Genomic DNA, 26,441 nt, shown 5'->3' on the forward strand with positions numbered 1-26,441 from the left:
GATCGACCCGGAGTTCATCCCCTCGGAATGAGGAAGGCCGGTGGCCCGCCGTGGCTCACTGGTCTGCGACGCCGCCCCAAGCGGCAGACGAGCACGGCGCAGTCGTGCACGAGCGTGGAGAAGGAGCGAACCATGGCAACTCTGGTCGCCATCGGGTATCCCGACGAGACCACGGCGACGGCGGCGTCGCTGGAAGCAGGCAGGCTGGCAAAGGATCTGATCATCCAGCCGGACGCCATCGCGGTGATCATCAGGGACCGGGAGGGCAAGTTCCACGTCACGACGAACCATCACGCGGTGGCCGGCGGCACGAGCTGGGGCATGTTCTGGGGCCTGCTGTTCGGGATGCTGTTCTTCATCCCGGTGCTCGGCATGGCGATCGGCGCCGGCCTGGGCGCGCTGACCGGCAAGCTCACCAAGAACGCCATCAGCAAGGAGTTCCAGCAGCGGATCCGGGACGAACTGCAGCCGGGCACCTCGGCGCTGTTCCTGATCGTCGAGGCGGTGACCCCGGACAAGGCGGTCGAGGCGCTGAGCAAGTTCGGCGGCACGGTCCTGAAGTCCTCGCTGCCGAAGGAGACCGAGGCGGAGCTGCAGGAAGCGCTGCACGGCGGCGGCGCGAAGTAGGGTCTCGCCGACAGTGGCCGGGACGCCGCCCGAGGATTCGGGCGGCGTCCGTCGTGGGTGAGGGCAGTCCTGGGGAGGGGCGATGGCGAACACCGACTGGATCCCGGGAGTCCGGGCCGTCGCCGAGTACCGGCCGGCCTGGCTGCCGAAGGACGTGGTCGCCGGGATCGTGCTGACCACGCTGCTGGTGCCGCAGGGCATGGCGTACGCCGAGCTGGCCGGGTTGCCGGCGATCACCGGCTTGTACACCTCGATCCTGTGCCTGCTCGGGTACGCGGTCTTCGGTCCTTCCCGGGTGCTGGTCCTCGGCCCGGACTCCTCGCTCGGCCCGATGATCGCCGCGGTGATCCTGCCGCTGGTCGCCGCGGACGGTGATCCGGCGAAGGCGGTGGCGCTGGCCTCGGTGCTCGCGCTGCTGGTGGGCCTGTTCATGACCGCTGCCGCGGCGTTCAAGCTGGGCTTCGTCGCGGACCTGCTGTCGCATCCCACCCAGCTGGGGTACGTGAACGGGTTGGCGCTGACCATTCTGATCGGTCAGCTGCCCAAGCTGTTCGGGTTCTCGGTGGACGCCGACGGCCTGCTCGACGAGCTGGCCGGCTTCGTCAGCGGGGTGGCGGCCGGCGACACCGTGCCGGCATCCCTCGTGGTCGGCGCCGGCGGTCTGCTGGCCATCCTGGTGCTGCAGCGGTGGCTGCCCAAGGTGCCGGGCATCCTGATCGCGGTGGTCGCCGCGATCGTCGCGGTCTCGCTGTTCGCCCTGCCGGAACGCGGCGTCGACGTGGTGGGCCCGCTGCCGCAGGGCTTCCCGCCGTTCACCATCCCCGTCATCGACTGGTCGGACCTGGGCCTGTTGGCGGCGGGAGCGCTCGGCATCACGCTGGTCTCGGTCACCGACACCATCTCCACCGCGTCCGCGTTCGCCGAGCGCACCGGCCAGGAGGTGCGCGGCAACCAGGAGATGGCCGGCATCGGGGCGGCCAACCTCGCGGCCGGCCTGTTCCAGGGCTTCCCGGTCAGCACGAGCGGCTCACGGACCGCGGTGGCCGTGCAAGCCGGCGCGCGCTCGCAGGTCACCGGCCTGGTCGGCGCCGCCGCGATCACGCTGGTGCTGGTGCTCGCCCCCGGCCTGCTGAAGAACCTGCCGCAGCCCATCCTGGCCGCCGTGGTGATCGCGGCCTCCCTGTCACTCGCCGACCTCGGCGGGATGCGACGGCTGTGGCGGCAACGCCGGGTCGAGTTCGCGCTGGCCGTGGCGGCGTTCCTGGGTGTCGCGCTGCTCGGCGTGCTGCCCGGCATCGCGGTGGCGGTGGGCCTGTCGGTGCTGAACGTGTTCCGCCGGGTCTGGCTGCCGTACCGGGCGGAGCTGGGCCGGGCCGAGGGCGTGGCGGGCTACCACGACCTGCGCTCCTACCCCGACGCCGAGCTGATCCCGGGCCTCGTGCTGTTCCGCTTCGACGCGCCGTTGATCTTCGCGAACGCCCGGACGTTCCGCGAGGAGATCCGGCACCTCTCGCACGCCGAGCCGGCGCCGAGGTGGATCATCATCGCCGCGGAACCGATCACCGACATCGACACCACCGCCGCGGACATGCTCGAGGACCTCGACGAGGAGCTGAACCGCAAGGGCATCTCGCTGGTCTTCGCCGAGATGAAGGACCCGGTCCGGCAGAAGATCGACAGGTACAAGCTGACCCGGACCATCGATCCGGCACACTTCTATCCGACGGTCGAGGAGGCCGTGGAGGCGTACCGGGTCACACCCCGATCCTTTGGCGCATCCTGATTCATCCGCGCCGGGCGACGCCGTGCTGGCCGCGGCGGGACCAGCCTGACGGCATGGCCATTACTGAACCCGGCGCCGAGCGACGGCGCCTGCAGGACGCGGACACCGGCGCTGTGCCGTGGCGGCGGTGGGGACCATATCTCAGCGAGCGGCAGTGGGGAACGGTCCGCGAGGACTACAGCCAGGACGGCGAAGCCTGGCGTCATTTCACCCACGACCAGGCCAGATCCCGGGCGTACCGCTGGGGCGAGGACGGCATCGGCGGCTTCTGCGACGACCAGCAGTCGGTCTGCCTCGCGGTGGCGCTGTGGAACGGCGCCGACCCGATCCTCAAGGAGCGCTTCTTCGGCCTGACCAACGGCGAGGGCAACCACGGCGAGGACGCCAAGGAGTACTGGTTCTACGTCGACGCCACGCCGACGCACTCCTACCAGCGGATGGTCTACAAGTACCCGCAGCGCGCGTTCCCGTACGCGGACCTGGTGGCGACCAACGGGAGCCGCGGACGGGAGGACTTCGAGTACGAACTCCTGGACACCGGGATCTTCGACGAGGACCGGTACTTCGACGTGGTGATCGAGTACGCCAAGGACGGGCCGGAGGACATCCTGGCCCGGATCACCGTGCACAACCGGGGCCCGGAGGCGGCCGGCCTGCGCGTGCTGCCCACGGTCTGGTTCCGCAACACGTGGTCGTGGGGCGGCTCGGAACCCCGGCCCCTGCTGCGCTCGGTGCCCGGCATGTCGTGCGCCGCGCAGGTCGAGGTCTCGCACCCGATTTCCGGCACCCGCTGGTGGTCCTGCCTCGGCGGGCCGCCGCTGCTGTTCACCGAGAACGACTCCCGGGGTGCGGGGCCTTTCGCCAAGGACGCTTTCGATCGCTACGTCGTGCACGGTGAGACCAGCGCGGTGAACCCGGGCGGGCTGGGCACCAAGGCCGCCGCCGACGTCACCCTGAGCGTCGCGGCCGGCGGCTCAGCCGTGGTCCGGGTGCGGCTGGCCGGCGAGCCGGACCCCGACCATGACGAGGCGTCCTTCGACGCGCTGGTGGACCGGCGCCGGGCGGAGGCCGACGAGTTCTACGCCAGGCTGCTCGCCGACCGGCTCGGCGAGCCCGCGCAGCAGGTGGTCCGGCAGGCCCTGGCCGGGATGCTCTGGAGCAAGCAGTACTTCGGTTACGACGTGGAACGCTGGCTGACCGAGCACGGCCGGGACCCGCTGGAGTCCCGGGACATCCGCAACGGCGAGTGGTACCACATGATCTGCCACGACGTGATCTCGATGCCGGACAAGTGGGAGTACCCCTGGTTCGCCGCCTGGGACCTGGGCTTCCAGGCCATCCCGCTGGCCCTGGTCGACCCGGCGTTCGCCAAGGGCCAGATCGACCTGCTGCTGAGCCGCCGCTACCTGCACCCCAACGGCCAGATCCCGGCGTACGAGTGGAACTTCGGCGACGTGAACCCACCGGTGCACGGGTGGGCCGCCCACCTGATGTACGAGCTGGACAAGGCCCGTAACGGCGTGGGCGACCACGCCTGGCTGGAGGCGGTCTTCCACAAGCTGTCCCGCAACTTCACGTGGTGGGTGAACCGCAAGGACGCCGACGGCAACAACGTCTTCCAGGGCGGCTTCCTCGGCCTGGACAACATCGGCGTCTTCGACCGGAGCGCCCCGCTGCCCACCGGCGGCAGCCTGGACCAGGCGGACGGGACCGCGTGGATGGCGCTGTACTGCCAGAGCATGCTGCAGATCGCGCTGGAGCTCTCGCTGCGTGACCCGGTCTATCTGGAGCAGGCGCAGACGTACTTCGAGCACTTCGCCTGGATCGCGGTGGCGGTGAACCGGGCCACCGGCAGCGCGGCCATGTGGGACGAGGAGGACGGCTTCTTCTACGACCTGCTGCGCCTGCCGGACGGCAACGCCACCCGGCTGCGGGTGCGCTCCATGGTGGGGCTGCTCCCGCTGGCCGCGGCGACCGTGATCGAGCCGGCCGTGACCACCCGGTTCCCGCAGCTGATCCGGAACGCACAGGACTTCATCGACCGGCATCCGAGTGTCAGCTCGGTGCTGACCCGGGGAGGCGCGCTCGGCGGCCATGGCGAGCACCTGCTCGCGCTCTTCGACGAGAGCCGGTTGCGGCGGATCCTGACCCGGCTGCTGGACCCGGAGGAGTTCCTCAGCCCGTACGGCATCCGCTCGCTGTCGCGTCACCATGCCGAGCACCCGTTCGAGTTCGACGTCGGCGACCGCGCCTACCAGGTGTCCTACCGGCCCGCGGAGTCGGACAGCGGGATGTTCGGGGGCAACTCCAACTGGCGCGGCCCGATCTGGTTCCCGGTGAACGCGATGATCATCCGATCGCTGGTCAACCTGTACGTCGGGTACGGCGACGACTTCACCGTCGAGTGCCCGACCGGCTCCGGGGTCAAGATGACCCTGCTCGAGGTGGCGAACGAGATCTCCGAGCGGCTCACCCGCATCTTCCTGCCCGACGCGCAGGGACGCCGCCCCTGTTACGGTGGCCAGCAGACGTTCGCCACCGAGCACTGGCGCGATCTGATCCTCTTCTCGGAGTATTTCCACGGCGACAACGGGGCGGGCCTGGGCGCCGCGCACCAGACCGGCTGGACCGGGCTCGTGGCGGTCTTCCCCAACCTCTTCGCCGGGCTGAGCGGGCGGGATCTGCTGGAGCACGGCATGGCCGGGGTCTTCCACCGCAAGCCTGGACAGGAGGATCAACAGTGAGCGGATGGCCGTCCGCGCCCGCGATCTATGAAATCAGCACGTGGCCCTGGCTGGCCGAGGTGAGCCGGCGGCTGGGCCGCCCGGTGACCCTGGGCGACGTGCCCGGCGAGATCTGGGACGAGGTGGCCGCGCCCGGTCTGGACGCGGTCTGGCTGATGGGAGTCTGGGAGCGCAGCCCGGCCGGCCTGGCGGTCGCCCGGGCGAACGAGGACCTGCAGCGCGCGTTCCGGCACGCCCTGCCCGATCTCGAGCCCGCCGACGTGGTCGGCTCGCCGTACTGTGTGCGCCGCTACCGGGTGGACGACCGGCTCGGCGGCCCGGACGGGCTGGCCGCGGCGCGCGCCGAGTTGAGCCGCCGCGGGCTGCGGCTGCTGCTCGACTACGTACCGAACCATGTGGCGCCGGACCACCCGGCGACTGTCGAGCACCCGAACTGGTTCGTCCAGGGCACCGCCGGCGACCTGGCCGGCCACCCCGAGGGCTGGTTCACCGCCGGTGACCGGGTGCTGGCCCGCGGCCGGGACCCGTACTTCCCGCCGTGGCCGGACGTGGCCCAGCTCAACGCGTTCGATCCGGGGCTGCGAGAGGCGACGGTGACCGCGCTGACCGGCATCGGCGAGCAGTGCGACGGCGTGCGCTGCGACATGGCGATGCTGCTCACCAACGAGATCTTCGGGCAGACCTGGGGACGGTGGGCCGGCCCGGCGCCCGCCGAGCAGTTCTGGCCCTGGGTGCTCGAGCGGGTCCGTGCCGCCCACCCCGGCCTGGTGCTCGTCGCCGAGGCGTACTGGGACATGGAGTGGGAGCTGCAGCAGCAGGGCTTCGACTTCTGTTACGACAAACGGCTCTACGACCGGCTGGCGCATGAGGACGCCGGCGCGGTGCGCAAACATCTGGCCGCCGGCCGGGACTACCAGAACCGGCTGCTCCGCTTCCTGGAGAACCACGACGAGCCGCGGGCCGCCCACGCCGTGCCGGACGACCGCGGCCGGGCGGCGGCCACCGCGATCGCCACCCTGCCCGGCGCACCGCTCTGGAACGACGGGCAGTTCGAGGGCCGGCGCACGCACCTCCCGGTGTTCCTGGGGCGGTTCCCGGACGAGCGCCCCGACCTCAACCTGCGGGACTTCTACCGCCGGCTGATCGAGGTCACGGCTCCGGTCCGGCAGGGTGAGTGGTGGCTGCTCGACTGTCACGGCTGGCCGGACAACCCCAGCCATCACGATCTGCTGTCCTGGGCCTGGTACGCGGGGGACACCCCGCGGCACGTGGTCGTGATCAACTTCAGTGGGCACGCCTCGCAGGGCCGGGTGGTGCTGCCGTGGCCGGAGCTGGCCGGTCAGGCGTGGCGGCTGACCGATCTGCTCGACGGCCGGGTCTTCGAACGCGGCGGCGACGACCTGGCCCACAACGGGCTCTACATCGACCTGCCGCCGTGGGGAACGCACGTTCTCGCGGTGGAGTAATGATCGCCACACCGTGGGTCACGACTATCCGATACGGACGATGCGCGGATGAGTCGCCGGGACGAGTCTGAACGGAGATCGATCGCCGGCGGGCTCACGGAGGTGCTGGAACGTGTCTGTCGAACTCACGGGGTCAGACCTGGTCACGCAAGCACTGGTCGGCGAATCGCCGGACAGCTCGTTGTTCGCCTCCAAGTTCGCGGTTCCGGCGCCGCCGCCCTTCATGGTGGCCCGGCCCGGGTTGCTGGAGCGGGTGACCGACGGGGTGCAGGGCCCGATCACCCTGGTCACCGGGCTGGCCGGCTGCGGCAAGACGCAACTGTTGGCCTCCTGGGCGCGCAGCGGCGCGGTGGACTGGCCGGTCGCGTGGATCACCCTGGAACAGGACGACGAGGAGCCGACGGCGTTCTGGACGTACGTCATGGAGGGCCTGCGCCGGGCCGGCATCGCGGTGCCCCCGGTGCCCGGCGGCGTCGTGAGCCGGGCCGTGCTGGGCCGGCTGGCGGCGGCCGTCGAGGCCCTGCCCACCCCCGTCGTCCTGGTCCTGGACGGCGCGTCCCAGCTTCCCGGCCGGGACTGGGCGACCGGGCTCGAGTTCCTCCTCGGCCACGTGACCCGGCTGCGAGTGGTGCTCACCGGCCGCTGGGACCCACCGCTTCCGCTCTACCGTTACCGGCTCTCCGGGCGGCTCCGCGAGCTGCGCACCGCCGACCTGGCGTTCACCCGGGTCGAGACGGCCCGGCTGATGGCGCTGCACGGCGTGTCCCTCGGTGAGGCCGAGCTGACCACGCTGCTGGAGCACACCGAGGGGTGGGCGGCCGGCATCCGGCTCTGCGCCTGCGCGCTGCAGACCAGCACCGACGTGAAGCGGCTGGTCGGCACCATCTCGGGCGACGACTCGACGATCGCCGAGTACTTCATCGGCGAGGTGTTGCGGCTGCAGCCGCCGCAGGTGCGCCGCTTCCTGCTGGAGACCAGCGTGCTGGGCACCTTCAGCCCGGAGCTGGCGGCCGTGGTCACCGCGCGGCCGGACGCGTACCGGCTGCTCACCACGCTTACCCGGGAGAACGCCTTCATTCAGCCGGTCGGCCCGGGCTCCGATCTGTACCGGTATCACCCGCTCTTCGCCGAGCTGCTCCGCGCCCAGCTGGCCTGGGCGGAACCGGAGGAGGTCGCCGGCCTGCACAGCCGGGCCGCGGCCTGGCTCGCCGGGCAGGGCCGCCTCCACGAGGCGGTGAGCCATGCGGCGCGGGCCGGTGACTGGGGCGCCGCGGCGGCCATGGTGATCGAGGACTACGCGGTCGGGCAGCTGATGATCGAGGGCAGCGCCGGCCGGCTCGGCACGGTGCTCGCCCGCATGCCGGAGCACCTGGAGCTGCCGGAGGCGGCGATGATCCGGGCGGCCCTGGCCTACGGCGACGGACGGCGCGACGAGGCGGGCGAACGGCTGGCCTACGCCGGGAAGCTCCTGGGAGTTCGCGGCAGCACCTGCGGCGACGGCCTGACGCTGGCCGGCTTCCTGATCCAGGTGCTGCTCCTGGCCGACGGCCCGGAGCCGGCGCGGGTCAGTGAGCTGGTGGCGGTCGCCGAGGCGTTCCTGGCCGTGGCGCCGACCGAGAAGCTGGCCCGCCATCCCGAGCTGCGGTTGCTGCTGCGGGCCGCGGAAGGGGTGGCGCTCAGCAACGGCGGCACGGTGGACGCCGCCGCGGACGTGCTGACCGCCGCGGTCGCCGACGTGCTGCCCGGCTGTACGGGCCTGCGCATCGACTGCCTGCGGCGGCTGGCGCTGGTGGAGGCGTACCGGGGACGGCTGAGCCGGGCCGAGGCCTTCGCACGGCAGGCCCTCGACCTGGCGGCCGAGGCCGGCTTCGAGCGAGAACGCCGGCCCGGCGCCGCGGAGGTGGCGCTGGCCTGGGTGGCCCTCGAGCGGTACGACATCGAGGCCGCCGACCGGTATCTGCGAGCGGCGCAGCCACTCTGCGGCGACGGGCTCACCTCCGTCGCGTACGCCGTGGTGCGGTCCCGCCGGCTGCAGATCCGCGGCGAGCTGCGGGGCGCGACGAACGCCCTGCGGTCCGCGGCGGAGTCCGACGCGGTCCCGGCCGCCCCGCAGTGGCTGGTCCGCGAGGTCACGCTCGGCCGGGCCCGGATGCTGATCACTGCTGGGCACCTGGACGAGGCCGCCGAGCTGCTCGAACGCTGGCCGGAGACGGGGTCGCCGGACGTCGCCGTGGTGCGGGCCGCCCTATGGATGGCCCGCGGCGACGTCGTCCGGGCGCACGACGTCGCCCGGACCGTGGCCGACGCGACCGGGGTGCCGACGCCGGTCGCCCTGGACGCGTGGCTGTTGCTGGCCATGCTCGCGGCCGGCGCGGAGGACACCGCGGGCGCCCGGGAGGCTCTGCGCCGGGCGTCGCGGGTGGCGCAGACCGAGGCGTACCGCCGGCCGGTGCACCAGGTGTGGAGCCAGCTGCGCCGGATGTTGCGCGACGACGACCAATTGGCGATTCAGTACGGAGGGGCGGCGCCTGTCGAAGGGCCCGGCAACGCTACCGCGGCTGCCGCCGTGCCGGGCCCCGTGGCCGAGCCGCTGATGGTGGAGCGGCTGAGCAAGCGTGAGATGGACGTGTTGCGGGGAATGGCGGCCATGCTCCCCACCGAGGAGATCGCCGCCACCCTCTTCGTCTCGGTCAACACGGTGAAGACCCATGTCCGGAGCATCCTGCGCAAGCTCTCCGCGTCCCGGCGCAACGAGGCGGTCCGCCGGGCGCGGGCGCTCGATCTCCTCTGATCGAGGCATCTGCTCCGCGGATCACGGCCGGGACCGGACCTCCCGGCCGTGCACCGCGAGCGCATAGATCACGATGATCTCGACGCAGATCAGGATGCTGATCCACAGCGGCGCCTGGGCGAGGAAGACGAAGTGGGAGATCACGGCCCCGGCGGTGATGATGATGCCGAAGATGCGGGCCCACATCTGCCCGAGGAGCACGCCCGCGCCCGTGGCCACCGTGATCAGGCCGAGGATCAGATGGGTCCAGCCCCGGACGGCGGCGTCCACCTCGATCACGCTGTCCGCGGTCACCAGGTAGGCCTGCTGGTCGGCCAGCGCGTCCCAGCCTTCGATGATCTGGAACCCGCCCAGCACCAGCATCATGATCCCGGCGAACGACAGAACCTCGATCCACGGCGCCATCGGCGGCGCCGCACCGGTCTCGGCCGGACGTTCACTCGCGTAACTGCTTTGCATCTTCGGTCCCTTCTCGTGACTGCGTTCAGCAGACTCCGAGTAGTGACCGGCCGCCTCATACCGGCCGGATGAAGCGCGGCCTGTGCGACTTGAGCCGTCTCGCACCAATCTCGTGATCGGACGTGATGGCCAAACCTGCAAGTTGCATTCTGAGCACGGTGCCTGTCGCGGGAAGCCAATACAGGGGGTTGCCGCCTGCCTACCTGCTGTGCTTCGGTGACGTTGAAGGGCCCACCATCGCACCCTTGGTGGCGCTCGAACGTCCGGCGGTAATTCCAGGGCCAGTAATGCCGCTGAGGGTGACGTTACGTGTTGTCGATCGTGTGGCGGCCTGTGATCCGATCGGGGGCTCGGCACAGGGGCCGGACGGCTTCACAGGAGAGCACCGCGAGAGGTCTCCCGTTCCGCGAGCGGGTCGGCCCACCTCACGGCGCGGTTGGGGGTACGCCGTATGTGGGAGCTCAGGACCGACAGCCCATCCATACCGACAGCCGCCGGGCACGTGGCCCGCCCGCGTGTCCCTCAAGGGGTGCTCTGGCGTCCCCGTCTGGCCGAGGCGCTCGACAGCGGTGTCCGCGGTGCGGTGACGACGCTCTGCGCCGGACCGGGGTGGGGCAAGACGGCCCTGGTCTCCTCGTGGGCCGGCGCCCGTTCGGTGTCCGGGCCGATCGCCTGGCTGACGCTGGACGTGCACCACAACGAGCCGTTCGCGTTCTGGTCCGACCTGATCCTGGCGTTGCGCACCGCCGGGGTCGCCCCGCACGACGAGCTGCCCGCGCTCGGCCCGGCGCCGGTGGTCGACGAGGCCGACTTCCGTCAGCGCTTCGCCGCTGCCCTGTCCGGGCTGACCGCGGTGACCGTGGTCGTCCTCGACGACCTGCACCGGGTGACCGACGAACGGGTGCTGGGCGGGCTGACCGTGCTCCTCCAGGATCTGCCGGAACGGCTACGGTTCGTGCTGGTCTCCCGGACCGACCCGGCGGCCCAGCTGTACCGGCTGCGGGCGGCCGGGGGCCTGACCGAGATCCGGGCCGGCGATCTGGCGTTCCGGGTCGAGGAGGCCGGCGAGCTGCTCGCGCTCCAGGGGCGCCGGCCTCCGGCGGCGGACCTGGCGGCACTGGTACGCCGTACCGAGGGGTGGGGCGCCGGGCTGCGTCTCGGCGCCGGAGAGGCGGCCGAGGACTACCTGGCCCGGGAGGTTCTGGCCGGGCAGCCGGACGACGTGCGCGACTTCATGCTCCGCACCAGCGTGCCGGACCGGATCTGCGGCGAGCTGGCCGAGGCGCTCACCGGCCAGCGGTACGGCCACCGGATCCTGGAGCACCTGGAGCGGGCCAACCTGTTCGTGGAGCGGATCGGGCCCGGGCGATGGTTCCGGTATCACCAGATCTTCCGTGCGACGCTGCGCCACCAGCTCGCGCTGACCCAGCCGGAGCACGCGCCGCGGCTGCACCTGCTCGCCGCGCAGTGGTTCGCCGGCAAGGGCAACGGGCTGGCCGCGCTGACCCACGCCGCGGCCGCGGAGGACTGGGGCTTCGTTGCCCGGCTGACCGTCGACCGGGGACTTCACCTGGTGGCGTCGGCGGACGCGGCGGAACTGAACGAGATCCTGCGCCGGATCCCGGTCGAACGCCTCACCGACAACGCCGAGATGGGGCTCTGCGCGGCGATCCTCGCCTACGCCCAGGACGACCTGGAGGGGCTGCCGCAGCGGCTGGCCCGGGCCCGCGCACTGCTGGCCGGGCGCAGCCCCGGGGGCCGGGCGGTCGTGGAACTGGCTCTTGCCGTGCTGGAGAGCGGCGCCGTCATCCGCCGGCACGGCGACATGCCGCGGCTCGCGGCGGTCACCACCGACATCCTGGAACAGCTCGCCACGCTGGGCTGGGAACAGGTGCCGGCCCGGTTGCAATACCGCGCGATCGCCCTGAACAACAAGGGGGCCGCACTGCTCTGGTCGGGTCGTTTGGACCACGCGGAACGCTATCTGTGGGCTGCCTCCGCCGGCGCACGGGCCGCCGGCGTCCCGCTGGTGGAGTGCAGCGCGCTCTCCCACCTGGCCCTGCTCATCCTGCTCCAGGGCTCGCTGAGCGGCGCGCGGGAGCACGTGACCGCGGCTCTGGACGTCGCCCACCGGATCGACTCCGTCACCCGGCCCGTCGTCGCCTGCGCCCATCTGACCGAGGCTCTGATCGAGTCGGAGCGCGGCCGGGAGTCGGAGGCCGAGGAAGCGCTGCGCCGCGGCCTGCACGCCCTCGACGACCTGCCGGAGACGGCGTCCGCGGTGCTGGCGGCACTGGTCCGGGCCCGCCTGCTGCTGGATCGTGGCGAGCCGCTCGCCGCCCGGGCCGCGCTGCAGCGTGCCCGGGAGGAGGGCGGCCCGGAGCTGTGCGCCCCGCACCTCGACCGGCTGATGGGACTCGGCGACGCGGAGGCGGACCTCGCGCTTGGCGACCCGGCCGCTGTCGTGACCCGGTACGCCCGGCGGCCCGCCGTGCCCGCGCTGCTCCCCGCGGAACAGATCTGCCTGGCACGTGCCTACCTGGCCGTCGGCCGGGAGTCGGCGGCCGAGCTGATCCTGGCCCGGGTGCGGGAGAGCCCGGACCGGGTGGCCGCCGTCTCCGCCTGGCTCCTGACCGCGCTCGCCGCCGACGCGCAGGGCCGGGGCGCCGTGGCCGGTGAGGCGCTCACCCGGGCGCTCGCCGACGCCGAGCCGGAGTTGATCCGCCGGCCGTTCCGCACCTTCGACGCGAAACGCGTCCTGGCCCTGGTCGAACGGCAGCAGTGGCTGAACGAGGTCCGCAACCCGACGATCCGGGACGGCGTGCTGGGCGAGATCACCGGTGAGCTGCCGGCGATCGGCGCGGCGCACACCGCGGGGCCGCTCAGCGAACGTGAGCTGGAGGTCCTGCAATATCTGCCGACCGTGCTGACCGCCGGCGAGATCGCCCAGAACCTGGGCATCTCGGTGAACACGGTCAAGGCGCACATGCGGTCGATCTATCGCAAGCTGGGCGCCGCGCGGCGGCGGGAGTCGGTGGTGATCGCCCGTCAGCTCGGTCTGCTCTGAGCCGCGGGCCGGCCGGGCCACAGTTCGGCCAGCAGCCCGCCGGCCACCGCCGTCAGGAGCAGGCAGAACGACAGTACGTACAGCCAGCCGATGTAGGTGAAGGCCAGCCCGATGGTGCCGTACCGGTCGGCGCTGGACTGCAGCGCGACCGGCAGCCACACGCTGCCGGCCGCGCGGACACCGACCATGGCCACCCCGAAGAGGGCGGCGGCGAGGAACAGCCGGCGGCGGGGGAGCCCCGGCCCCAGCAGGATCCGGGGCAGCAGAAAGGCGAGCGCCACATCGGCGAGCATGACCACCACCGCCCCGGAGAGCCGGGGCGCCGGCAGCATGCCGGTCAGCCATCCCAGCACCCGGGCGGTGATCAGGAACAGCGCCAGCAGCACCACGGTGCCGATCTGCCAGGCCGTCGCCGCCGCGCCACCCGAACGGCCGCGCACCGACCAGATCGCCCGGTACGCGCGGGTCAGTGCCCGGGCCAGCCCGGTCGCCGAGAGCAGCACGATGAGGCTGCCGAGCACGCCGAAGGCGTTGCTGCGGCTGCCGCTGAGTGCCTCGCTGAGCAGCCGGACGCTGCTGTCCGGCAGCGTCACGAGCTCGCTGAGCCGCTCCCGCGCCTGATGGCCGAAGAGCGCGCCGAGCATGATCAGCAGCGGGAAGATCGACGTGAAGGCCTGCGCGGCGAGGGTCATCGAGCGGTCGAAGATCTGCACCCGGATCAGCTCGCTCGCGGCGTTCAGCACAGTCTTCCCGGCCCGATGGCCGAGAAGCAGCGCGGCCCGCGGGCGGAGCCGGCGTGGCACCGCGGCCAGGATGCTGCCGGCGTCGAAGGGCCGGTCGGGCTCGGTCACACCGCCATGGTGGGCGGCCGGGTGGCGAGGAAGCATCATCCGGCGCGGATGGCGTATCCGGGCCCGGCCGTGCCGACACTGGCCGCATGCCGACGATCGATCCACGCCCCCGGCCGGTGCTGTCCACCGTGGTCCCGGTGCTCCTCGGCGCCGCCGCGGTGTACCTCACCGTCTGGCTCTCACCCGGCGTCACGATGGAGGACGGATGGTCGGTGCTCGTCGCGGCCGGGCTGCTCGGCGTTTTCGGAGCCGTGCTGCGCCCCCTGCTGATCACCGTGCTGACCGCGATCGGCTGGCCCGGCGTGCTGCTGGGATGGCTGGTCGTGCAGGCGCTGCTCGTCTATGCTGCGCTGCTGCTCACCCCGGGGATCCACGTGGACGGGTTCTGGGCCGCGTTCTGGGCGTCCTGGCTCGGCGCCGTCCTGATGAGCGCAGGCCTCTGGCTGGTCACCGCCGGGCAGCCGGGCGCGGTCACCCACCACCTGCTCCGGGTCAACCGGCACTTCCGGCGCAGCGTGCCGCCCAGCGACGTGCCCGGCGTCATCATGATCCAGATCGACGGGCTCTCCGCGCCGCTGGCCCGCTGGGCGATCGAGGCAGGCAACCTGCCTACTCTCGGCCGCTGGCTGCGCGACGGCAGCCACACGATGACCGAGTGGCACGCGCAGCTGCCGGCGACCACGCCGGCCAGCCAGGCGGGGCTGCTGCACGGCGCGAGCGACCAGGTGCCCGCCTTCCGGTGGTACGAGAAGGCGACCGGCCGCCTCGTCGTCACCAACCACCCCCGCGACAGCGCCCTGGTCGAGTCCCGTTGCTCGGACGGGCGGGGGCTGCTCGCCGACGGCGGGGTCAGCGTCTCCAACGTGTTCTCCGGCGACGCTGCCACCTCGCTGCTCACGATGAGCACCCTGCCGGCCCGTGAGCACGGCCCGGCCCGCTACCTGAGCGCCTATCTGCTCGACCCGTTCGGCCTCACCCGGTCGCTGGTGATGACGGTCGGCGAGATCGTCAAGGAGCGGCACCAGGCCCGCCGGCAGCGGATCCGCGGTGTCCGCCCACGGATGCGGCGCACCTGGTCGTACGTGCTGCTGCGCGGGGTCACCAACGTGCTGCTGCGGCACCTCAACCTGGCCGTCGTGGCCGAGCAGATGATGCGCGGCGCGCCCTCGGTCTTCTGCGACTTCGTGGACTACGACGAGATCGCCCATCACGCGGGACAGGCCCGGCCGGAGTCCCTCGCCGCCCTGGAGGGGATCGACGCGGTGCTGGCCACCCTGGAGGAGGTGGCCGCGGCGGCGCCCCGGCCCTACCGGTTCGTGGTGCTCTCCGACCACGGGCAGAGCCAGGGCGACACGTTCGAGCAGCGCTACGGGCAGCGCCTGGAGGACCTGGTCGAGCGGCTCACCGCGACCGGCGCGGTGCTGGCCACCGAGGAGGACGAGCAGGCCGGCCGGACCGGCGTGCTGCGGGCCGGGCTCACCCGTACCCCGCCGGTGGAGAAGAAGGACCGGGCAGTGGGCCCGGCCGCCGCGCCGGAGCGACCCGAGATCGTGATCGCGTCCTCCGGCAACCTGGCGCTGATCTATCTGGCCCGGATGCCCGGCCGGGTGACCCTGGAGGAACTCGAGGAGCGGTATCCGGCCCTGCTCACCGGCCTGACCAGTCACCCGGGCGTCGGCTGGGTGATGGTCCGCTCCCAGGCGCACGGCGCGATGGTGCTGGGCCGCGCCGGGCGCCGCCGGCTCGGCGACGACCGGGTGGAGGGGCTGGACCCGCTGCTCGGGTTCGGCCCGCAGGCGGCCGGCGACCTGCGCCGGCACGACCGGCTGGCGAACACCGGCGACCTGGTCGTGAACAGCCTCTGGGATCCGATCACCCAGGAGGTCGCGGCGTTCGAGGACCTGATCGGCTGTCACGGCGGCATGGGCGGCTGGCAGAACCGGCCGCTGCTGATCCACCCGCGCGACTGGCCGGCACCCGTACACCTGATCGGCGCGGACCACGTGCACCGCGTCCTCTGCGGATGGCTGGAGCTGGCCGGCAGCCGATCCGCACGGCGCGACCTCATCCGTCCGGGGTGAGTCCGGCCGATGACCGGGCGGGACACGATGACGTGCAACATCCGCTGGGGAAGGGATCCGCTGTGTGCCGCTGGCTGGCCTATTCCGGTACGCCCATCCGGCTCGAAGAGCTGCTCTACAAGCCTCGTTACTCGTTGATCGATCAGAGTCTGCATTCCCGGTACGGCGTGGAGACCACCAACGGCGACGGTTTCGGAGTCGGCTGGTACCCCCTGGACGGGCCGGGTGAGCCCGCCCTGTTCCGCGGCGTCGGCCCCGCCTGGAGCGACAGCAACCTGCGGGAGCTGGCCCGCTGCACGATGTCGCCGCTGTTCCTCGCCCACATCCGGGCCAGCACCGGCACACCGGTGCAACAGTCCAACTGCCACCCGTTCCGCCATCAGAACTGGCTGTGGCTGCACAACGGCGCGATCAGCGATTTCGCGCGCCTCAAGCGGGACCTCGTCCTCGCCGTCGACCCGGAGCTGTACCCGTTCCTGGCCGGCTCGACCGACTCCGAGGTGATGTTCTACCTCGCGCTCACCTTCGGCCTGCGGGACCGGCCGGTGGCGGCGGTGGAACGGATGGCCGGGCTGGTCGAGTCGGTGGGCCGCGCGCACGGCGTGCCGCACCCGCTGCAGATGACCGTGGCCACCACCGACGGGGACCGCACCTGGTGTTTCCGCTACTCCAGCGAGGGACGCAGCCGATCGCTGTACTACAGCACCAACATCACCGCGTTGCATCAGCTCTACCCGGACAACCAGGTGCTGCGCCGGCTGTCCGACGAGACCCGGCTGGTCGTCTCGGAGCCCCTCGGCGAGTTGGAGGGCGCCTGGCAGGCCGTGCCGGAGTCCAGTTACGGCGTGATCCAGAAGGGCGACGACGAGCTCGGCCACTTCGAGCCGGCGGTGCCGTGACCGGGGCGCTCCCTCTTTCGGTCCCACCCCACGAGCGCTCACCCGGGAGCTGCGCATGAGCCTGCACGTCGATTCCGAGATCGGCCGGCTGCGCCGGGTCGTGCTGCACCGGCCCGGCGTCGAACTGAGCAGGCTCACCCCGGACACCGTGCGGGACCTGCACTTCGGCGACATCCTCTGGGCCCGCCGGGCGCGCGAGGAGCACGACGCGTTCGCCGGGGTGCTGCGCGAGCGGGGGGTCAAGGTGCACTACTTCGCCAGGCTGCTCGCCGACGTCCTGGACATCCCGGCGGCCCGCGCCTGGGTCATGGACCGGGTCGTCACCGACGACACCGTCGGTCCCACGCTGGTCGGTCCGCTGCGCCGGCTGGCCGAGCAGGCCGAGAGCGAGCGGCTGGCGGAATATCTGATCGGCGGGGTGCTCAAGAGCGAGCTGGCCGGCTTCACCGTGCACAGCCTGCGCTGGGAGCTGATGCACGCCGACGAGTTCGTGCTGCCCCCGCTGCCGAGCCACCTGTTCCAGCGGGACGGCTCGGCGTGGATCCACGGCGGCGTCAGCATCACCCCGATGGCGATACCGGGCCGGCTGCGTGAGTCGGTGCACACCGCGGCGATCTACCGGTTTCATCCGCTGTTCACGGTCGCCGACTTCGCTGTCTGGCACGGCGGTGACGATCACACTCGGGCGGTCGGCCCGGAGGGCGGCGACATCCACGTGCTCGGCGGCGGCGCGGTGCTGATCGGGCTGAGCGAGCGGTCCACTGCGATGGGCGTCGAGAACCTGGCCCGCAGCCTGTTCGCGGCCGGGGCGGCGACCAGGGTGATCGCGGTCGAGCTGCCGCGGTCGCACACCATGAACTCACCTGTCGCGACGCACCTGGACACCGTTGTAACCATGATCGACAGCCACACCTTCGTGGTCCACCCGTACCTTCGGGAAGCGTTACGATCCTGGACCGTGCTGCCGGACGACGATCCGAACCGGTTGCGCGTGACGCGCAACGACGACCTGTTCGCGACCATCGCCGAGGACCTCGGCCTCGACAAGGTGCAGGTGCTGGAGACCACCGAGGACATCCGGGCCGCCCAGCGTGACCAGTGGGACGACGGCAACAACTTCCTCGTGGTCGAGCCCGGCGTGATCATCGGGTACGAGCGCAACGTCACCACCAACGCTTTCCTGCGCCGGCACGGCGTCGAAGTGATCACCGTCGCCGGCAGCGAGCTGGGCCGGGGCCGGGGCGGTCCCCGGTGCCTGACCTGCCCGATCGAACGCGACGCCGTCCAGGAGGGCGTCGCCTTCCACATCCCGCCCAGCTCTCTCCCACCCAGCTCTCTCCCACCCAGCTCCCTCCCACCCAGCCGCAACACGCGCGACCACGGCGGCCCGTCCGCCCCGCGCCTCCGGTGACCGTCGCGGCCGGGCCGGTGATCGTGGCGCACGTGTCTGATCTCCATCTCGGGGCGCACCACCCGGAGGTTGTGGAGAGCCTCGCCGCCGACGTGGCCGCGGCGCGCCCGGCGCTCACGGTCGTCACCGGCGACAACACGATGCGGGCCCGGACCCGGGAGTTCCGCCTGGTCCGGGACCTCCTCGACCGGCTGCCCGATCCGCTGCTGACGGTCACCGGCAATCACGACGTGCCGCTGTTCAGCCTCCGGCGGGTCGTCGACCCTTACGGGCGGCACCGAGCCTGGATCGACACTGACCTGGACCCGGTCCGCCGGGTGCCCGGCCTCACCGCCCTCGGTCTGCAGTCGATGCCGCCCTGGCGCTGGAAGAACGGCCGGGTCACCGCCCGCCAGGTGAGCACCGTGACCCGCGTGCTGGGCAGCGCGCCGCCGGGCGACGTCCGGCTGCTGGCTCTGCACCATCCGCCCCTCGCCACCGGAACCGCCCGGATCCTCGGGCGCCGCCGGCTGCTCGCCGCGGTCCGCGCCGCCCGGGTCGACCTGGTGCTGGCCGGGCACACGCACGTGCCGGACGTGCGGACCGACGGGCGGGCCCGGCCGGTCTTCGTGGTCGCGGGCACGGCGACCAGCCGCCGGGTGCGCGGGGCCGGCTGCTCCTGGAGCCTGATCACGGTGGATCGCAACGGTGTCGTGGTCCGGGAGCGGCGGTTCGGCCCGGCCGGCTGGCACACCGCGCGAATCGTCACGCTGCCCGCTGGTTGACCCTGCTGCGCGTTCAGTGCGGCAGGGTCTTCAGTGCGGCAGGGTCTTCAGTGCAGCAGGGTCTTCAACAGGACCAGGGCCGCGCCGAACGCGCCGGCCACCATCGCCGACACCAGCCGCTCCGTGCGGCTGAGCCGGCCGTTCCGGCCCATCTGCCACCCCGCGGCGCAGAGCAGCACCGTCGTGCAGACCAGCGACGCGATCTCGGCGGCGAGCAGTCCCGCCCGGAACAGCCGGAACCCCAGCATGACCAGCAGCGGCAGGAAGGTCGCGGTCACCAGCTCCCAGCCGTGGGTGACGTGGTGCCGGACCGTGTGCCACGCCGGCCGCCGTCCGGTGTGGATCCGCTCGGCGACGATCCGCGCGTAACGCTCGGCTGCCCAGTAGACAGTCAGCGTGATCAGGACGGCGGCGACCACCGCGACCACGGTCTTCGCGTGCGAGGCGACCACCACGGCGGCGCCGACGATCAAGCCGTAGATGCCGGTCGCGGTCTCCTCCTCGGTCTCCCGGGCCAGACGTACGCGGATCGAGCCGGCCATGTGGGACCTCCCGGGGAAAGCTGGGCCGGATCCAGGCTCGCCGAGCCGGGGAGGTGGCTCCTCATCCCGCCGGGATGAACCGGCGGCCGCCTCCCGCGCCCGATGCTGGCCGCATGGACAATCCGCTGCGCCGGCGCTCGGACCGGATCGAGAGCGGCATGACGCTCACGCTGATCCTGCTGTTCGTCGTGGCCGGGCCGTTGCTGGGGTGGTGGGCCGCCCGGTCCAGCTACCTGGCCGACGACCGGGCCACGACGTGGGAACGCGACCACCTGCGCCAGGTCGAGGCGGTGCTGGTCGCCGAGCCGGAGACGGTCGGCATGGGCGAGTCGCGGACAGTCGCGCCACGCGGCGCGAACGCCACCTGGCGGGCGCCGGACGGCACCCCGCGCACCGGCATCATGCAGGTCGCCCCGGAAGCGCGGCGCGGCGATCAGATGCTGATCTGGACCGACCACCGCGGGGCGCTGCACGCGCCGCCGCAGAAACGCGATCCGCTCGCGCAGGCCGCGCTCGTGGTCGCGGCTGTCCTGCTCTGCATGGCCGCCGCGCTGGCCGGCCTGCGTGCCGCCGGGTGTGCCCTGCTGGACCGGCGCCGGGCGCTGGCCTGGCAGCGTGAATGGCTCGAGGTCGGCCCCCGGTGGAACCAGGACCAGCGATGACCGGCGGGACCGGTCTGCGGCAGGCGCTGACCGCCTTCGCGCTGGCCCAGTTCATCTGCAGTTTCGCCGGCTCCAACATGAACGTGATGATCACCGACATCAGCCGGGAACTGGACACCACCGTCGCCGGCGTCCAGTTCGCGATCACGCTCTTCCTGCTGGTCATGGCGGCCCTGATGATCCCCGGCGGCAAGCTGACCGATCGGTTCGGTCGCAAGTGGTGCCTCATCCTCGGACTGCTGCTGTTCGGCTCGGGCGCGCTGCTCAGCGCCGTCGCCCCGAACCTGGGCGTGCTCATCATCGGGTACTCGGTGCTCGAGGGTGTCGGCACCGCGCTGCTCATCCCGCCCGTCTACATCCTCACCACGCTGCTGTTCCGGGACATCGGCTCGCGGGCCCGCGCCTTCGGCGCGATCAGCGCGATGGGTGGCATCGGCGCGGTGGCGGGCCCGCTCATCGGTGGTTTCATCGCCTCCGCGATCAGCTGGCGTGCCGCCTTCGTCCTGCAGGCCCTGATCGTCCTGGCGATCGTGCTGCTCAGCCGGCGCGCGGTGCGGGACCCGCTGCCGGCCGACAAGTCGATGCCGTTCGACATCACCGGGGCGGTGCTCTCCGCGACCGGCCTGATCCTGATCGTGCTGGGCATCCTGCTCGTCGACGACGAACCGCTCGCGTCGCTGGGCTTCGTGGTCGCCGGTGCGCTCGCGCTCATCTGGTTCTTCGCCACGGTGCGGGCGAAGGAACGGACCGGCCGTGAGCCGCTGCTGTCCACGGCGCTGTTCCGCAACCGGGTCTCCAATCTGGGACTCGTCACGCAGAACACGCAGTGGCTGATGGTCATGGGGTGTTCGTTCGTGGTGTCGACCTACCTGCAGGTGGTCCGCGGCTACAACGCGATCGAGACGGGCGGCGTGTTCACCGCCACCACCATCGGGGTGCTGATCTCGTCGCTGTTCGCCGAGCGGATGGCGAAGCGGCGGCCGCAGCGCACCCTGATTCTCGCCGGGTTCGCGACCACCATCGCGGGCATCGCGCTGCTCCTGCTGCTCGGCCGCGGCTCCGAAGGGATCGTGGCGATGCTTCCCGGCCTCTTCGTGATCGGCCTGGGGCTGGGCGTGATGCTGACACCGTCGGTGAACGTGGTGCAGTCGAGTTTCCCGGCGGAACTGCAGGGGGAGATCTCCGGCCTGTCGCGCAGCGTGTCCAACCTGGGCTCGTCGCTGGGCGCCGCGCTCACCGGAACGATCCTGGTGGCGGGGGTGGACGGGGCGGCGCCGGGTCGTGCGTACGTCTGGGCCATGATCGCTGTGGCCGGCGCCGGAGTGATCGGCCTCGTCGCGGCGTGGTTCCTGCCCCGCACCGGCCCGGCTGCCGTCCCTGACCAGACTGCCGTCGCTGATCCTGCTGCGGTCCCTGATCCTGCTGCGGTCCCTGATCCAGCTGCCGTCCCTGATCCAGCTGCCGTCTCCGACCCGGCCGCCTTCCCCGGCGCGAGGGTCAGCGATCAGGACGGCGGGTCGCGCAGCACGTAGTCGATGGTCGACGCCGGCAACCGCTCCTGCTCCCGGGCCAGCAGCTCCATGGCCCGCGCGTCGGCCGGTGTCGGCCGGCTCTCCTGCAGGGCCCGCGGCCACAGCCGCCCGTGCCGGACCGCCGCGACCTCGGCCGCCAGCACCAGCAGGTTGCTCAACAGGTAGAGCAGGGTGAACACCCCGGCCACCGTCGCGAACCCGCCGTAGACGCGCCCGGCCCGGCGGACCAGGCCGGGCAGCACGAACGCGCCGAGGTTCAGGGTCAGCGTCACCGCCACAGCGCCGATCACCGCGGCCGGCCACAGCGCCGCGAACGGCGCCGGCCGCGCCAGCAGGATCCACGCCACGGCCAGCAGCACCAGGAACGCCACCGCACACGATCCGAGCACCGCGCCGGTCCGGGACAGCATCGGCAGCATCGGCAGGGCGGCGGCCGCCACCGTCAGCCCGCCGGCGGTGAGGGCGCCGGTGAGGATGGCCGTCAGGCCCACGGTGACCCGTAGATAACGGCTGACGACGCCGGCCCGCAGCCGGAACGGGACGTGCGCCAGGTGGTTGAGAGTCTCGTACGCGGAGACGACCACCCCGATCCCCGACAGCACCAGCCCGATCACACCCGCCACGAAGGCCGTGGCCGACGCCGACAGGCCGGCCAGCGCGCTCTCCATGCCGTCCTGGAGCACCGGCGGCACGATCGCGGCGATCACCTCGGCCCGCAGCTCCGGCCGGCGGGCCAGTACCTCGGACACGATCGCTACACCCAGCAGCAGGGTCGGGAACAGACTGAGGAAGCCGTAGTAGGTGATCAGGGCGGCCTCGCGCATCCCGCCGTCGTCCAGGAATTTGCGGACCACCGCGTACCCGAAGCCCAGCGCCGGACGTCGACGTTGCAGCTCGTCCAGGCGGCGCAGGGTCAGCTCTGCTCGCCCGCCGTCAGTAGGCCCGCCACCAGCAGGCCCGCCGTCAGCAGGCCCGCCACCAGCAGGCCCGCCATCAGCAGACCCCGGCGATGGCTTCACGCAGGGTCTGCGCGCTGGACCGGACGGCCGCGACCGACGTGCGGACCGCGGCCAGGTTCGTCACGTTCGGATCCTCGCGTGCCGGGCCGACGCTCGCCTGGAGCTGCTCCACCGTGGTCCGCAGCTGGTCCGCCTGCGTGCCGAACTGCGCCTTCGCGTCCAGCACCAGCTGGTTGAGCTCGTTCAGCAGCTCGCTCACATAGGGACGGAGCGCGGTCAGGCCGTTCTCCGAGACGTTCACCTCGCGGATGTGGCCGACGGTGTTCTGCACCGCGGCCCAGCTCTCGCAGACGGCGGGCACCTGCGGCTCGTCCTGGCCGGCGCACCCACCGGCGGCGAGGACGCCCATGGCCGTCACGACAATCAGGATTCTCATGCCCTGACGATCCCGCCGCAGCGGGATGTGCGCGTCATCTGTGGGGGGTGAATCGGAGGTGCTGGGTGAATCTGAGGTGCTGGGTGAATCTGAGGTGCTGGGTGAATCTGAGGTGCTGGGTGAATCAGAGTGCGGCGTGGATCAGGTGTGCCGGGTGAACCGGGCCAGCCGCCGGAGCCGGGCCCAGTCCATGGCGGGGCGGACCCCGGGACGATCCCGCGGCACCCGGACCCGAAGCACCCCTGGCCGGATCGCGCACCGCACCGGCGTCGGCATGCTCACCGCCTCGCCGTCGATGCCGACCGCCAGCGTCGGCGTGTCGGCGTCCACGACCGCCTCACCGGCGGTCCGCGCGATCAGCGACCGGCGCCGCCCTCGCCCACTGACCAGGCCGGCCGCGTCGGCGGCGCCGCGCACGCTCACCGCGAACACGCCCAGCACCCCGCTGTCCAGTCGCGGCCGTTCACCCAGCCCGGCCACGTCGTCCGCGGTGTACGGGTTGTTGCTGATCAGCACGGCCTGCGGCCCGGTCACGCAGACGTCGCCGACGTCCAGCTGCAGGCGCGGCCCACGCTCTCCGGCGAGGACTTCCGGCAGCAGGCTCAGGGTCGTACGAACCTTGTCGTCGCGGTAGGCGGGGCTCTGCACGATCGCCGCATAGGCGCCGAACGAGGCGTTGTTGACGAACGTCCGGTCACCGATCAGACCCAGGTCGACCCGGATCTCTACGCCGTCGGTGAGCGCGTCCAGGCACTTCGCCGGATCCTCCCGGTCCAGGCCCAGGTCCAGCGCGAAATGGTTGCGGGTGCCCGCCGAGATCACCAGGAAGGGCAGCCCGTGCTCGGCGGCGATGCCCGCGACCAGCGCCTGGGTGCCGTCGCCGCCGGCCACGCCGAGCAGGTCGGCGCCGTCGCGGACGGCCTGCCGGGCGAGCGCGCCGACGTCCACCGCCGGGCCGTCCATCAACACCACCTCCGCGCCGAGGGCGCGGGCCCGTTCGGCCAGGCGGAACCGCTCGACCTTGCCGCCACCCGAGCGAGGATTCATGATCAGGTACGGGCGGAGCGGCGCCGTGGTCTCGTGCTCCACCGCCTCGTCCGGCCGGGCCGGGGTCAGCGCATGCCGCCCGGCGGCGACCGCGGCCGACCAGAGCAGCCCGAAGACCACCACCACCCAGACCAGGTTCGCGCGGGCGAACAGCGTCATCACCACGAGTGGCGCGACGACCACCACGGCGCCGGCCAGCCAGCGCAGCACGCCCCGGTGGGTGAGGAACCACCACGCCGCGGCCAGCCCCGCCGCCGTGCCCAGCGCGCCGGTCAGCAGCAACGCGAGGCTCCGGGCCAGGCCCGCGACGGCGAGCACCAGCAGCACGGCGATCGCCGCGGTGGCGAACGACAGCCGGGCCAGCCAGCGCCGGGACCCTTCGATCGGCTCAGTCATCTGGTCAGCCGGCTCAGTCATGTCGTCAGCGTCACGCGGCCCCGGCGGCCGGTCCTCATCCGCTTGGGATGACGTGCGCTGCCGGGCCCGTAGCGAGGGTGGAGCCATGGAACCCGCTGCGAAGCTGAACGCCGAGCGCGAGCTGCGCCCCTGGCAGGTCGAACTGCTGAAGCTGCAGCGGCATCTGGAGCTGGAACAGCTCCGGATGATCGTGCTCTTCGAGGGTCGCGACGCGGCCGGCAAGGGCGGTGCCATCCGCCGGGTCACCCGATTCATGAACGAGAAGCACTACCGGGTCGTCGCGCTCGGCCGGCCCACCGAGGAACAGCGCACCCAGTGGTACTTCCAGCGTTACGTGGCCCAGTTCCCGGCCGGCGGCGAGATGGTCCTGTTCGACCGCAGCTGGTACAACCGCGCGATGGTCGAGCGGGTCTTCGGCTTCTGCAGCGAGAAGGAGTACCGCGACTTCCTGCGCGGCGTGACCGGTTTCGAGAAGGACCTGGTCCGCCAGGGCACCGTGCTGGTGAAGCTCTATTTCAGCGTGACCCGTGAGCAACAGGCGCGGCGGTTCGACCGCCGGCGCACCGACCCGCTGCGGCAGTGGAAGCTCAGCGAGATCGACCTGCAGGCGCAGGACCGCTGGGACGACTTCACCGACCGCAAGTACGAGATGCTCCACCGCACCGGCACCCGGGCCGCACCCTGGCTGATCGTCCGCTCCAACGACAAGCGGCAGGCCCGGCTGAACACCATGAAGGTCATCCTCAACGCGGTCGACTACAAGGGACGCGATCCCGGTCTGGATTTCACGCCGGACCCCGCGATCGTGGTGCCCGGGGTCGAGGAGATCGCCGCGATGGAGGCCGAGCGGGAGCGCAGCGGCAAGTTCGCCGGGTGAGGAGGCCATCATCGTGCCCGAGGCGTCATATCAGCTCAGAGTGTCCGGCATGATTCCCGACGAGGTTCTGGCGGAACTGCGCGACCTCACGGTCAGCGTCGAGCCGCCGGAGACCGTGCTGCACGGGTCGCTGCCGGACCAGTCGGCCGTGGTTGGCCTCATCTCCCGGATCCACGGCCTCGGGCTGCGGCTCATCGAGGTGCGCCGCCTGCCGGCCGAGGACGGCCCGCAGGACAGTCCGGAGGAGTCCCGTTGAGGCAGCGGCTCTGGCGAGCCCGTCCGGCGCGCGGTGGTTACGGCGCGGTGCTGCTGCTGATCGGGATCACCTACGTGCTGGCGCTGTCCGCCGACGAACGTTGGATCATCGCGGTGTTGCTGTTCGTGCAGACCTTCACCGTGTGGCACGTCCTGCGGGTGTCCTCGGCCCGGCCCGGGGTCCGGCTCACCGCGGCCCTGGTCTTCGTGCTGGCCCTGCTCGCGGCGGTGGGCGACCTGATCGTGCCCAAGTCGCCGCTGACCGGATGGACGTTCCTGGCGGCCAGCACGCTGTACCTGCTGGCGCCCTTCTCGATCCTGCGCGACCTGGCCGGCCGCCGGGAGGTGGACCGGCAGACCCTGCTCGGGGCGCTCTCCGCCTATCTGCTGATCGGGATGGCGTTCGGGTTCGCGTACGCCTGCGTGGCCGTTCTCCAGCCCGGCCCGTTGTTCGGCGCCGACGGCGACCCGTCGCTCGCCGACGCCCTCTTCTTCAGCTTCGTCACGATGACCACCACCGGGTACGGCGACCTCGTCCCGGTGACCAATCCGGCACAGAGCATCGCCGTCCTGGAGGCCCTGCTCGGCCAGCTATTCCTGGTCACCGCGGTGGCCAAGGTGGTGGAGAACTGGCGGCCGCGCAACTGGCAGGCGACCACGGAGGACCGGACATGACGCCACTGCTGTTCCTCATCCTGCTCCTGCTGCTCACCGCGGTGTCGCGCGAGCGCCGTCGCCGGCGGCTCTTCGCCGAGACCGGCGGCGCGTTCC

21 protein-coding genes are annotated in these 26,441 nt (G+C 72.0%); 15 read left to right on the forward strand and 6 right to left on the reverse strand.

Annotated features, from left to right (window positions below):
- The first annotated feature begins 132 nt into the window (after positions 1-132).
- The 5 genes from AC0NH5_RS37150 (at position 133) to AC0NH5_RS37170 (ending at position 9,411) form a co-directional block, all read left to right on the forward strand.
- Entirely contained in the window at positions 133-627 is a 495-nt protein-coding gene (locus AC0NH5_RS37150) for a DUF1269 domain-containing protein (protein WP_474412053.1), read from the forward strand.
- A gap of 82 nt (positions 628-709) precedes the next feature.
- Entirely contained in the window at positions 710-2,410 is a 1,701-nt protein-coding gene (locus AC0NH5_RS37155) for a SulP family inorganic anion transporter (protein ID WP_474412055.1), read from the forward strand.
- A gap of 53 nt (positions 2,411-2,463) precedes the next feature.
- A complete protein-coding gene (locus AC0NH5_RS37160) occupies positions 2,464-5,154 on the forward strand; it encodes an MGH1-like glycoside hydrolase domain-containing protein (RefSeq protein WP_474412057.1) in 2,691 nt (896 codons plus the stop codon).
- The gene (locus AC0NH5_RS37165) at positions 5,151-6,620 is read left to right on the forward strand and encodes an alpha-amylase (protein ID WP_474412059.1); all 1,470 of its coding nucleotides are present in this window, start codon (positions 5,151-5,153) and stop codon (positions 6,618-6,620) included. The genes AC0NH5_RS37160 and AC0NH5_RS37165 overlap by 4 nt, the downstream gene beginning before the upstream one ends.
- 112 nt (positions 6,621-6,732) lie before the next feature.
- Complete coding sequence (locus AC0NH5_RS37170; RefSeq protein WP_474412061.1) at positions 6,733-9,411, forward strand: winged helix-turn-helix domain-containing protein; 2,679 nt, start codon at positions 6,733-6,735, stop codon at positions 9,409-9,411.
- Positions 9,412-9,432: 21 nt separating this feature from the next.
- Here AC0NH5_RS37170 and AC0NH5_RS37175 read toward each other — a convergent pair whose 3' ends face one another.
- Positions 9,433-9,870: a DUF7144 family membrane protein gene (locus AC0NH5_RS37175; protein WP_474412063.1), complete on the reverse strand. Its 438-nt coding sequence runs from the start codon at positions 9,868-9,870 to the stop codon at positions 9,433-9,435.
- A gap of 529 nt (positions 9,871-10,399) precedes the next feature.
- On the opposite strand from AC0NH5_RS37175, the gene AC0NH5_RS37180 reads away from it, so the two are divergent.
- Entirely contained in the window at positions 10,400-12,937 is a 2,538-nt protein-coding gene (locus AC0NH5_RS37180) for a winged helix-turn-helix domain-containing protein (protein ID WP_474412065.1), read from the forward strand.
- On the opposite strand, the gene AC0NH5_RS37185 is transcribed toward AC0NH5_RS37180, so the two are convergent.
- Positions 12,919-13,788 (reverse strand): YhjD/YihY/BrkB family envelope integrity protein, encoded by an 870-nt coding sequence (locus tag AC0NH5_RS37185; protein WP_474412067.1) that lies wholly within the window; start codon positions 13,786-13,788, stop codon positions 12,919-12,921. The genes AC0NH5_RS37180 and AC0NH5_RS37185 overlap by 19 nt on opposite strands.
- A gap of 86 nt (positions 13,789-13,874) precedes the next feature.
- Between AC0NH5_RS37185 and AC0NH5_RS37190 the strand changes: the two genes are divergently transcribed.
- The 4 genes from AC0NH5_RS37190 (at position 13,875) to AC0NH5_RS37205 (ending at position 18,943) form a co-directional block, all read left to right on the forward strand.
- The gene (locus AC0NH5_RS37190) at positions 13,875-15,869 is read left to right on the forward strand and encodes a phage holin family protein (protein ID WP_474412069.1); all 1,995 of its coding nucleotides are present in this window, start codon (positions 13,875-13,877) and stop codon (positions 15,867-15,869) included.
- Positions 15,870-15,931: 62 nt separating this feature from the next.
- Positions 15,932-16,768, forward strand: a complete 837-nt coding sequence (locus tag AC0NH5_RS37195) for a class II glutamine amidotransferase (RefSeq protein ID WP_474412071.1) — start codon at positions 15,932-15,934, stop codon at positions 16,766-16,768.
- Between the two features lie 55 nt (positions 16,769-16,823).
- Complete coding sequence (locus tag AC0NH5_RS37200) at positions 16,824-18,179, forward strand: arginine deiminase (RefSeq protein ID WP_474412073.1); 1,356 nt, start codon at positions 16,824-16,826, stop codon at positions 18,177-18,179.
- A gap of 32 nt (positions 18,180-18,211) precedes the next feature.
- The gene (locus tag AC0NH5_RS37205; RefSeq protein ID WP_474412075.1) at positions 18,212-18,943 is read left to right on the forward strand and encodes a metallophosphoesterase family protein; all 732 of its coding nucleotides are present in this window, start codon (positions 18,212-18,214) and stop codon (positions 18,941-18,943) included.
- Between the two features lie 47 nt (positions 18,944-18,990).
- On the opposite strand, the gene AC0NH5_RS37210 is transcribed toward AC0NH5_RS37205, so the two are convergent.
- On the reverse strand, positions 18,991-19,485 hold the full coding sequence (locus AC0NH5_RS37210) for a hypothetical protein (RefSeq protein ID WP_474412077.1): 495 nt from the start codon (positions 19,483-19,485) through the stop codon (positions 18,991-18,993).
- Positions 19,486-19,598: 113 nt separating this feature from the next.
- On the opposite strand from AC0NH5_RS37210, the gene AC0NH5_RS37215 reads away from it, so the two are divergent.
- Together AC0NH5_RS37215 and AC0NH5_RS37220 are read left to right on the forward strand one after the other, a co-directional pair.
- A complete protein-coding gene (locus AC0NH5_RS37215) occupies positions 19,599-20,147 on the forward strand; it encodes an Rv1733c family protein (RefSeq protein ID WP_474412079.1) in 549 nt (182 codons plus the stop codon).
- Positions 20,144-21,679 (forward strand): MFS transporter, encoded by a 1,536-nt coding sequence (locus AC0NH5_RS37220; protein WP_474412081.1) that lies wholly within the window; start codon positions 20,144-20,146, stop codon positions 21,677-21,679. The genes AC0NH5_RS37215 and AC0NH5_RS37220 overlap by 4 nt, the downstream gene beginning before the upstream one ends.
- Here the strand turns inward: AC0NH5_RS37220 and AC0NH5_RS37225 are convergent.
- The 3 genes from AC0NH5_RS37225 to AC0NH5_RS37235 form a co-directional block, all read right to left on the reverse strand.
- Complete coding sequence (locus AC0NH5_RS37225; RefSeq protein WP_474412083.1) at positions 21,652-22,698, reverse strand: YihY/virulence factor BrkB family protein; 1,047 nt, start codon at positions 22,696-22,698, stop codon at positions 21,652-21,654. The two genes, AC0NH5_RS37220 and AC0NH5_RS37225, sit on opposite strands and share 28 nt — an antisense overlap.
- Positions 22,673-23,074 (reverse strand): hypothetical protein, encoded by a 402-nt coding sequence (locus AC0NH5_RS37230; protein WP_474412085.1) that lies wholly within the window; start codon positions 23,072-23,074, stop codon positions 22,673-22,675. Before AC0NH5_RS37230 ends, AC0NH5_RS37225 begins: the two co-directional genes overlap by 26 nt.
- A gap of 141 nt (positions 23,075-23,215) precedes the next feature.
- A complete protein-coding gene (locus AC0NH5_RS37235; protein WP_474412087.1) occupies positions 23,216-24,538 on the reverse strand; it encodes a diacylglycerol/lipid kinase family protein in 1,323 nt (440 codons plus the stop codon).
- 85 nt (positions 24,539-24,623) lie between these two features.
- On the opposite strand from AC0NH5_RS37235, the gene ppk2 reads away from it, so the two are divergent.
- From ppk2 to AC0NH5_RS37250, 3 genes are read left to right on the forward strand one after another with little or no spacing between them, the layout of a single operon-like run.
- Positions 24,624-25,415, forward strand: coding sequence for a polyphosphate kinase 2 (gene ppk2 / locus AC0NH5_RS37240; RefSeq protein ID WP_474412089.1), 792 nt, complete (start codon positions 24,624-24,626; stop codon positions 25,413-25,415).
- A gap of 49 nt (positions 25,416-25,464) precedes the next feature.
- Positions 25,465-25,671, forward strand: coding sequence for a hypothetical protein (locus AC0NH5_RS37245; RefSeq protein WP_474412091.1), 207 nt, complete (start codon positions 25,465-25,467; stop codon positions 25,669-25,671).
- On the forward strand, positions 25,668-26,345 hold the full coding sequence (locus AC0NH5_RS37250) for a potassium channel family protein (protein ID WP_474412093.1): 678 nt from the start codon (positions 25,668-25,670) through the stop codon (positions 26,343-26,345). Before AC0NH5_RS37245 ends, AC0NH5_RS37250 begins: the two co-directional genes overlap by 4 nt.
- Positions 26,346-26,441 lie beyond the last annotated feature (96 nt).

This window comes from Actinoplanes sp. 13 (genome assembly GCF_056134165.1).

What these genes read in the sequence shown, in the direction of transcription:
- AC0NH5_RS37190 (WP_474412069.1), top strand. Translation starts at nt 13,875, where the DNA reads ATGCCGACGATCGATCCACGCCCCCGGCCGGTGCTGTCCACCGTGGTC.
- AC0NH5_RS37220 (WP_474412081.1), top strand. Translation starts at nt 20,144, where the DNA reads ATGACCGGCGGGACCGGTCTGCGGCAGGCGCTGACCGCCTTCGCGCTG.
- ppk2 (WP_474412089.1), top strand. Translation starts at nt 24,624, where the DNA reads ATGGAACCCGCTGCGAAGCTGAACGCCGAGCGCGAGCTGCGCCCCTGG.
- AC0NH5_RS37210 (WP_474412077.1), bottom strand. Translation starts at nt 19,485, where the DNA reads ATGGCCGGCTCGATCCGCGTACGTCTGGCCCGGGAGACCGAGGAGGAG.
- AC0NH5_RS37230 (WP_474412085.1), bottom strand. Translation starts at nt 23,074, where the DNA reads ATGAGAATCCTGATTGTCGTGACGGCCATGGGCGTCCTCGCCGCCGGT.
- AC0NH5_RS37150 (WP_474412053.1), top strand. Translation starts at nt 133, where the DNA reads ATGGCAACTCTGGTCGCCATCGGGTATCCCGACGAGACCACGGCGACG.
- AC0NH5_RS37245 (WP_474412091.1), top strand. Translation starts at nt 25,465, where the DNA reads ATGATTCCCGACGAGGTTCTGGCGGAACTGCGCGACCTCACGGTCAGC.
- AC0NH5_RS37235 (WP_474412087.1), bottom strand. Translation starts at nt 24,538, where the DNA reads ATGACTGAGCCGGCTGACCAGATGACTGAGCCGATCGAAGGGTCCCGG.
- AC0NH5_RS37215 (WP_474412079.1), top strand. Translation starts at nt 19,599, where the DNA reads ATGGACAATCCGCTGCGCCGGCGCTCGGACCGGATCGAGAGCGGCATG.
- AC0NH5_RS37200 (WP_474412073.1), top strand. Translation starts at nt 16,824, where the DNA reads ATGAGCCTGCACGTCGATTCCGAGATCGGCCGGCTGCGCCGGGTCGTG.
- AC0NH5_RS37155 (WP_474412055.1), top strand. Translation starts at nt 710, where the DNA reads ATGGCGAACACCGACTGGATCCCGGGAGTCCGGGCCGTCGCCGAGTAC.
- AC0NH5_RS37160 (WP_474412057.1), top strand. Translation starts at nt 2,464, where the DNA reads ATGGCCATTACTGAACCCGGCGCCGAGCGACGGCGCCTGCAGGACGCG.
- AC0NH5_RS37175 (WP_474412063.1), bottom strand. Translation starts at nt 9,870, where the DNA reads ATGCAAAGCAGTTACGCGAGTGAACGTCCGGCCGAGACCGGTGCGGCG.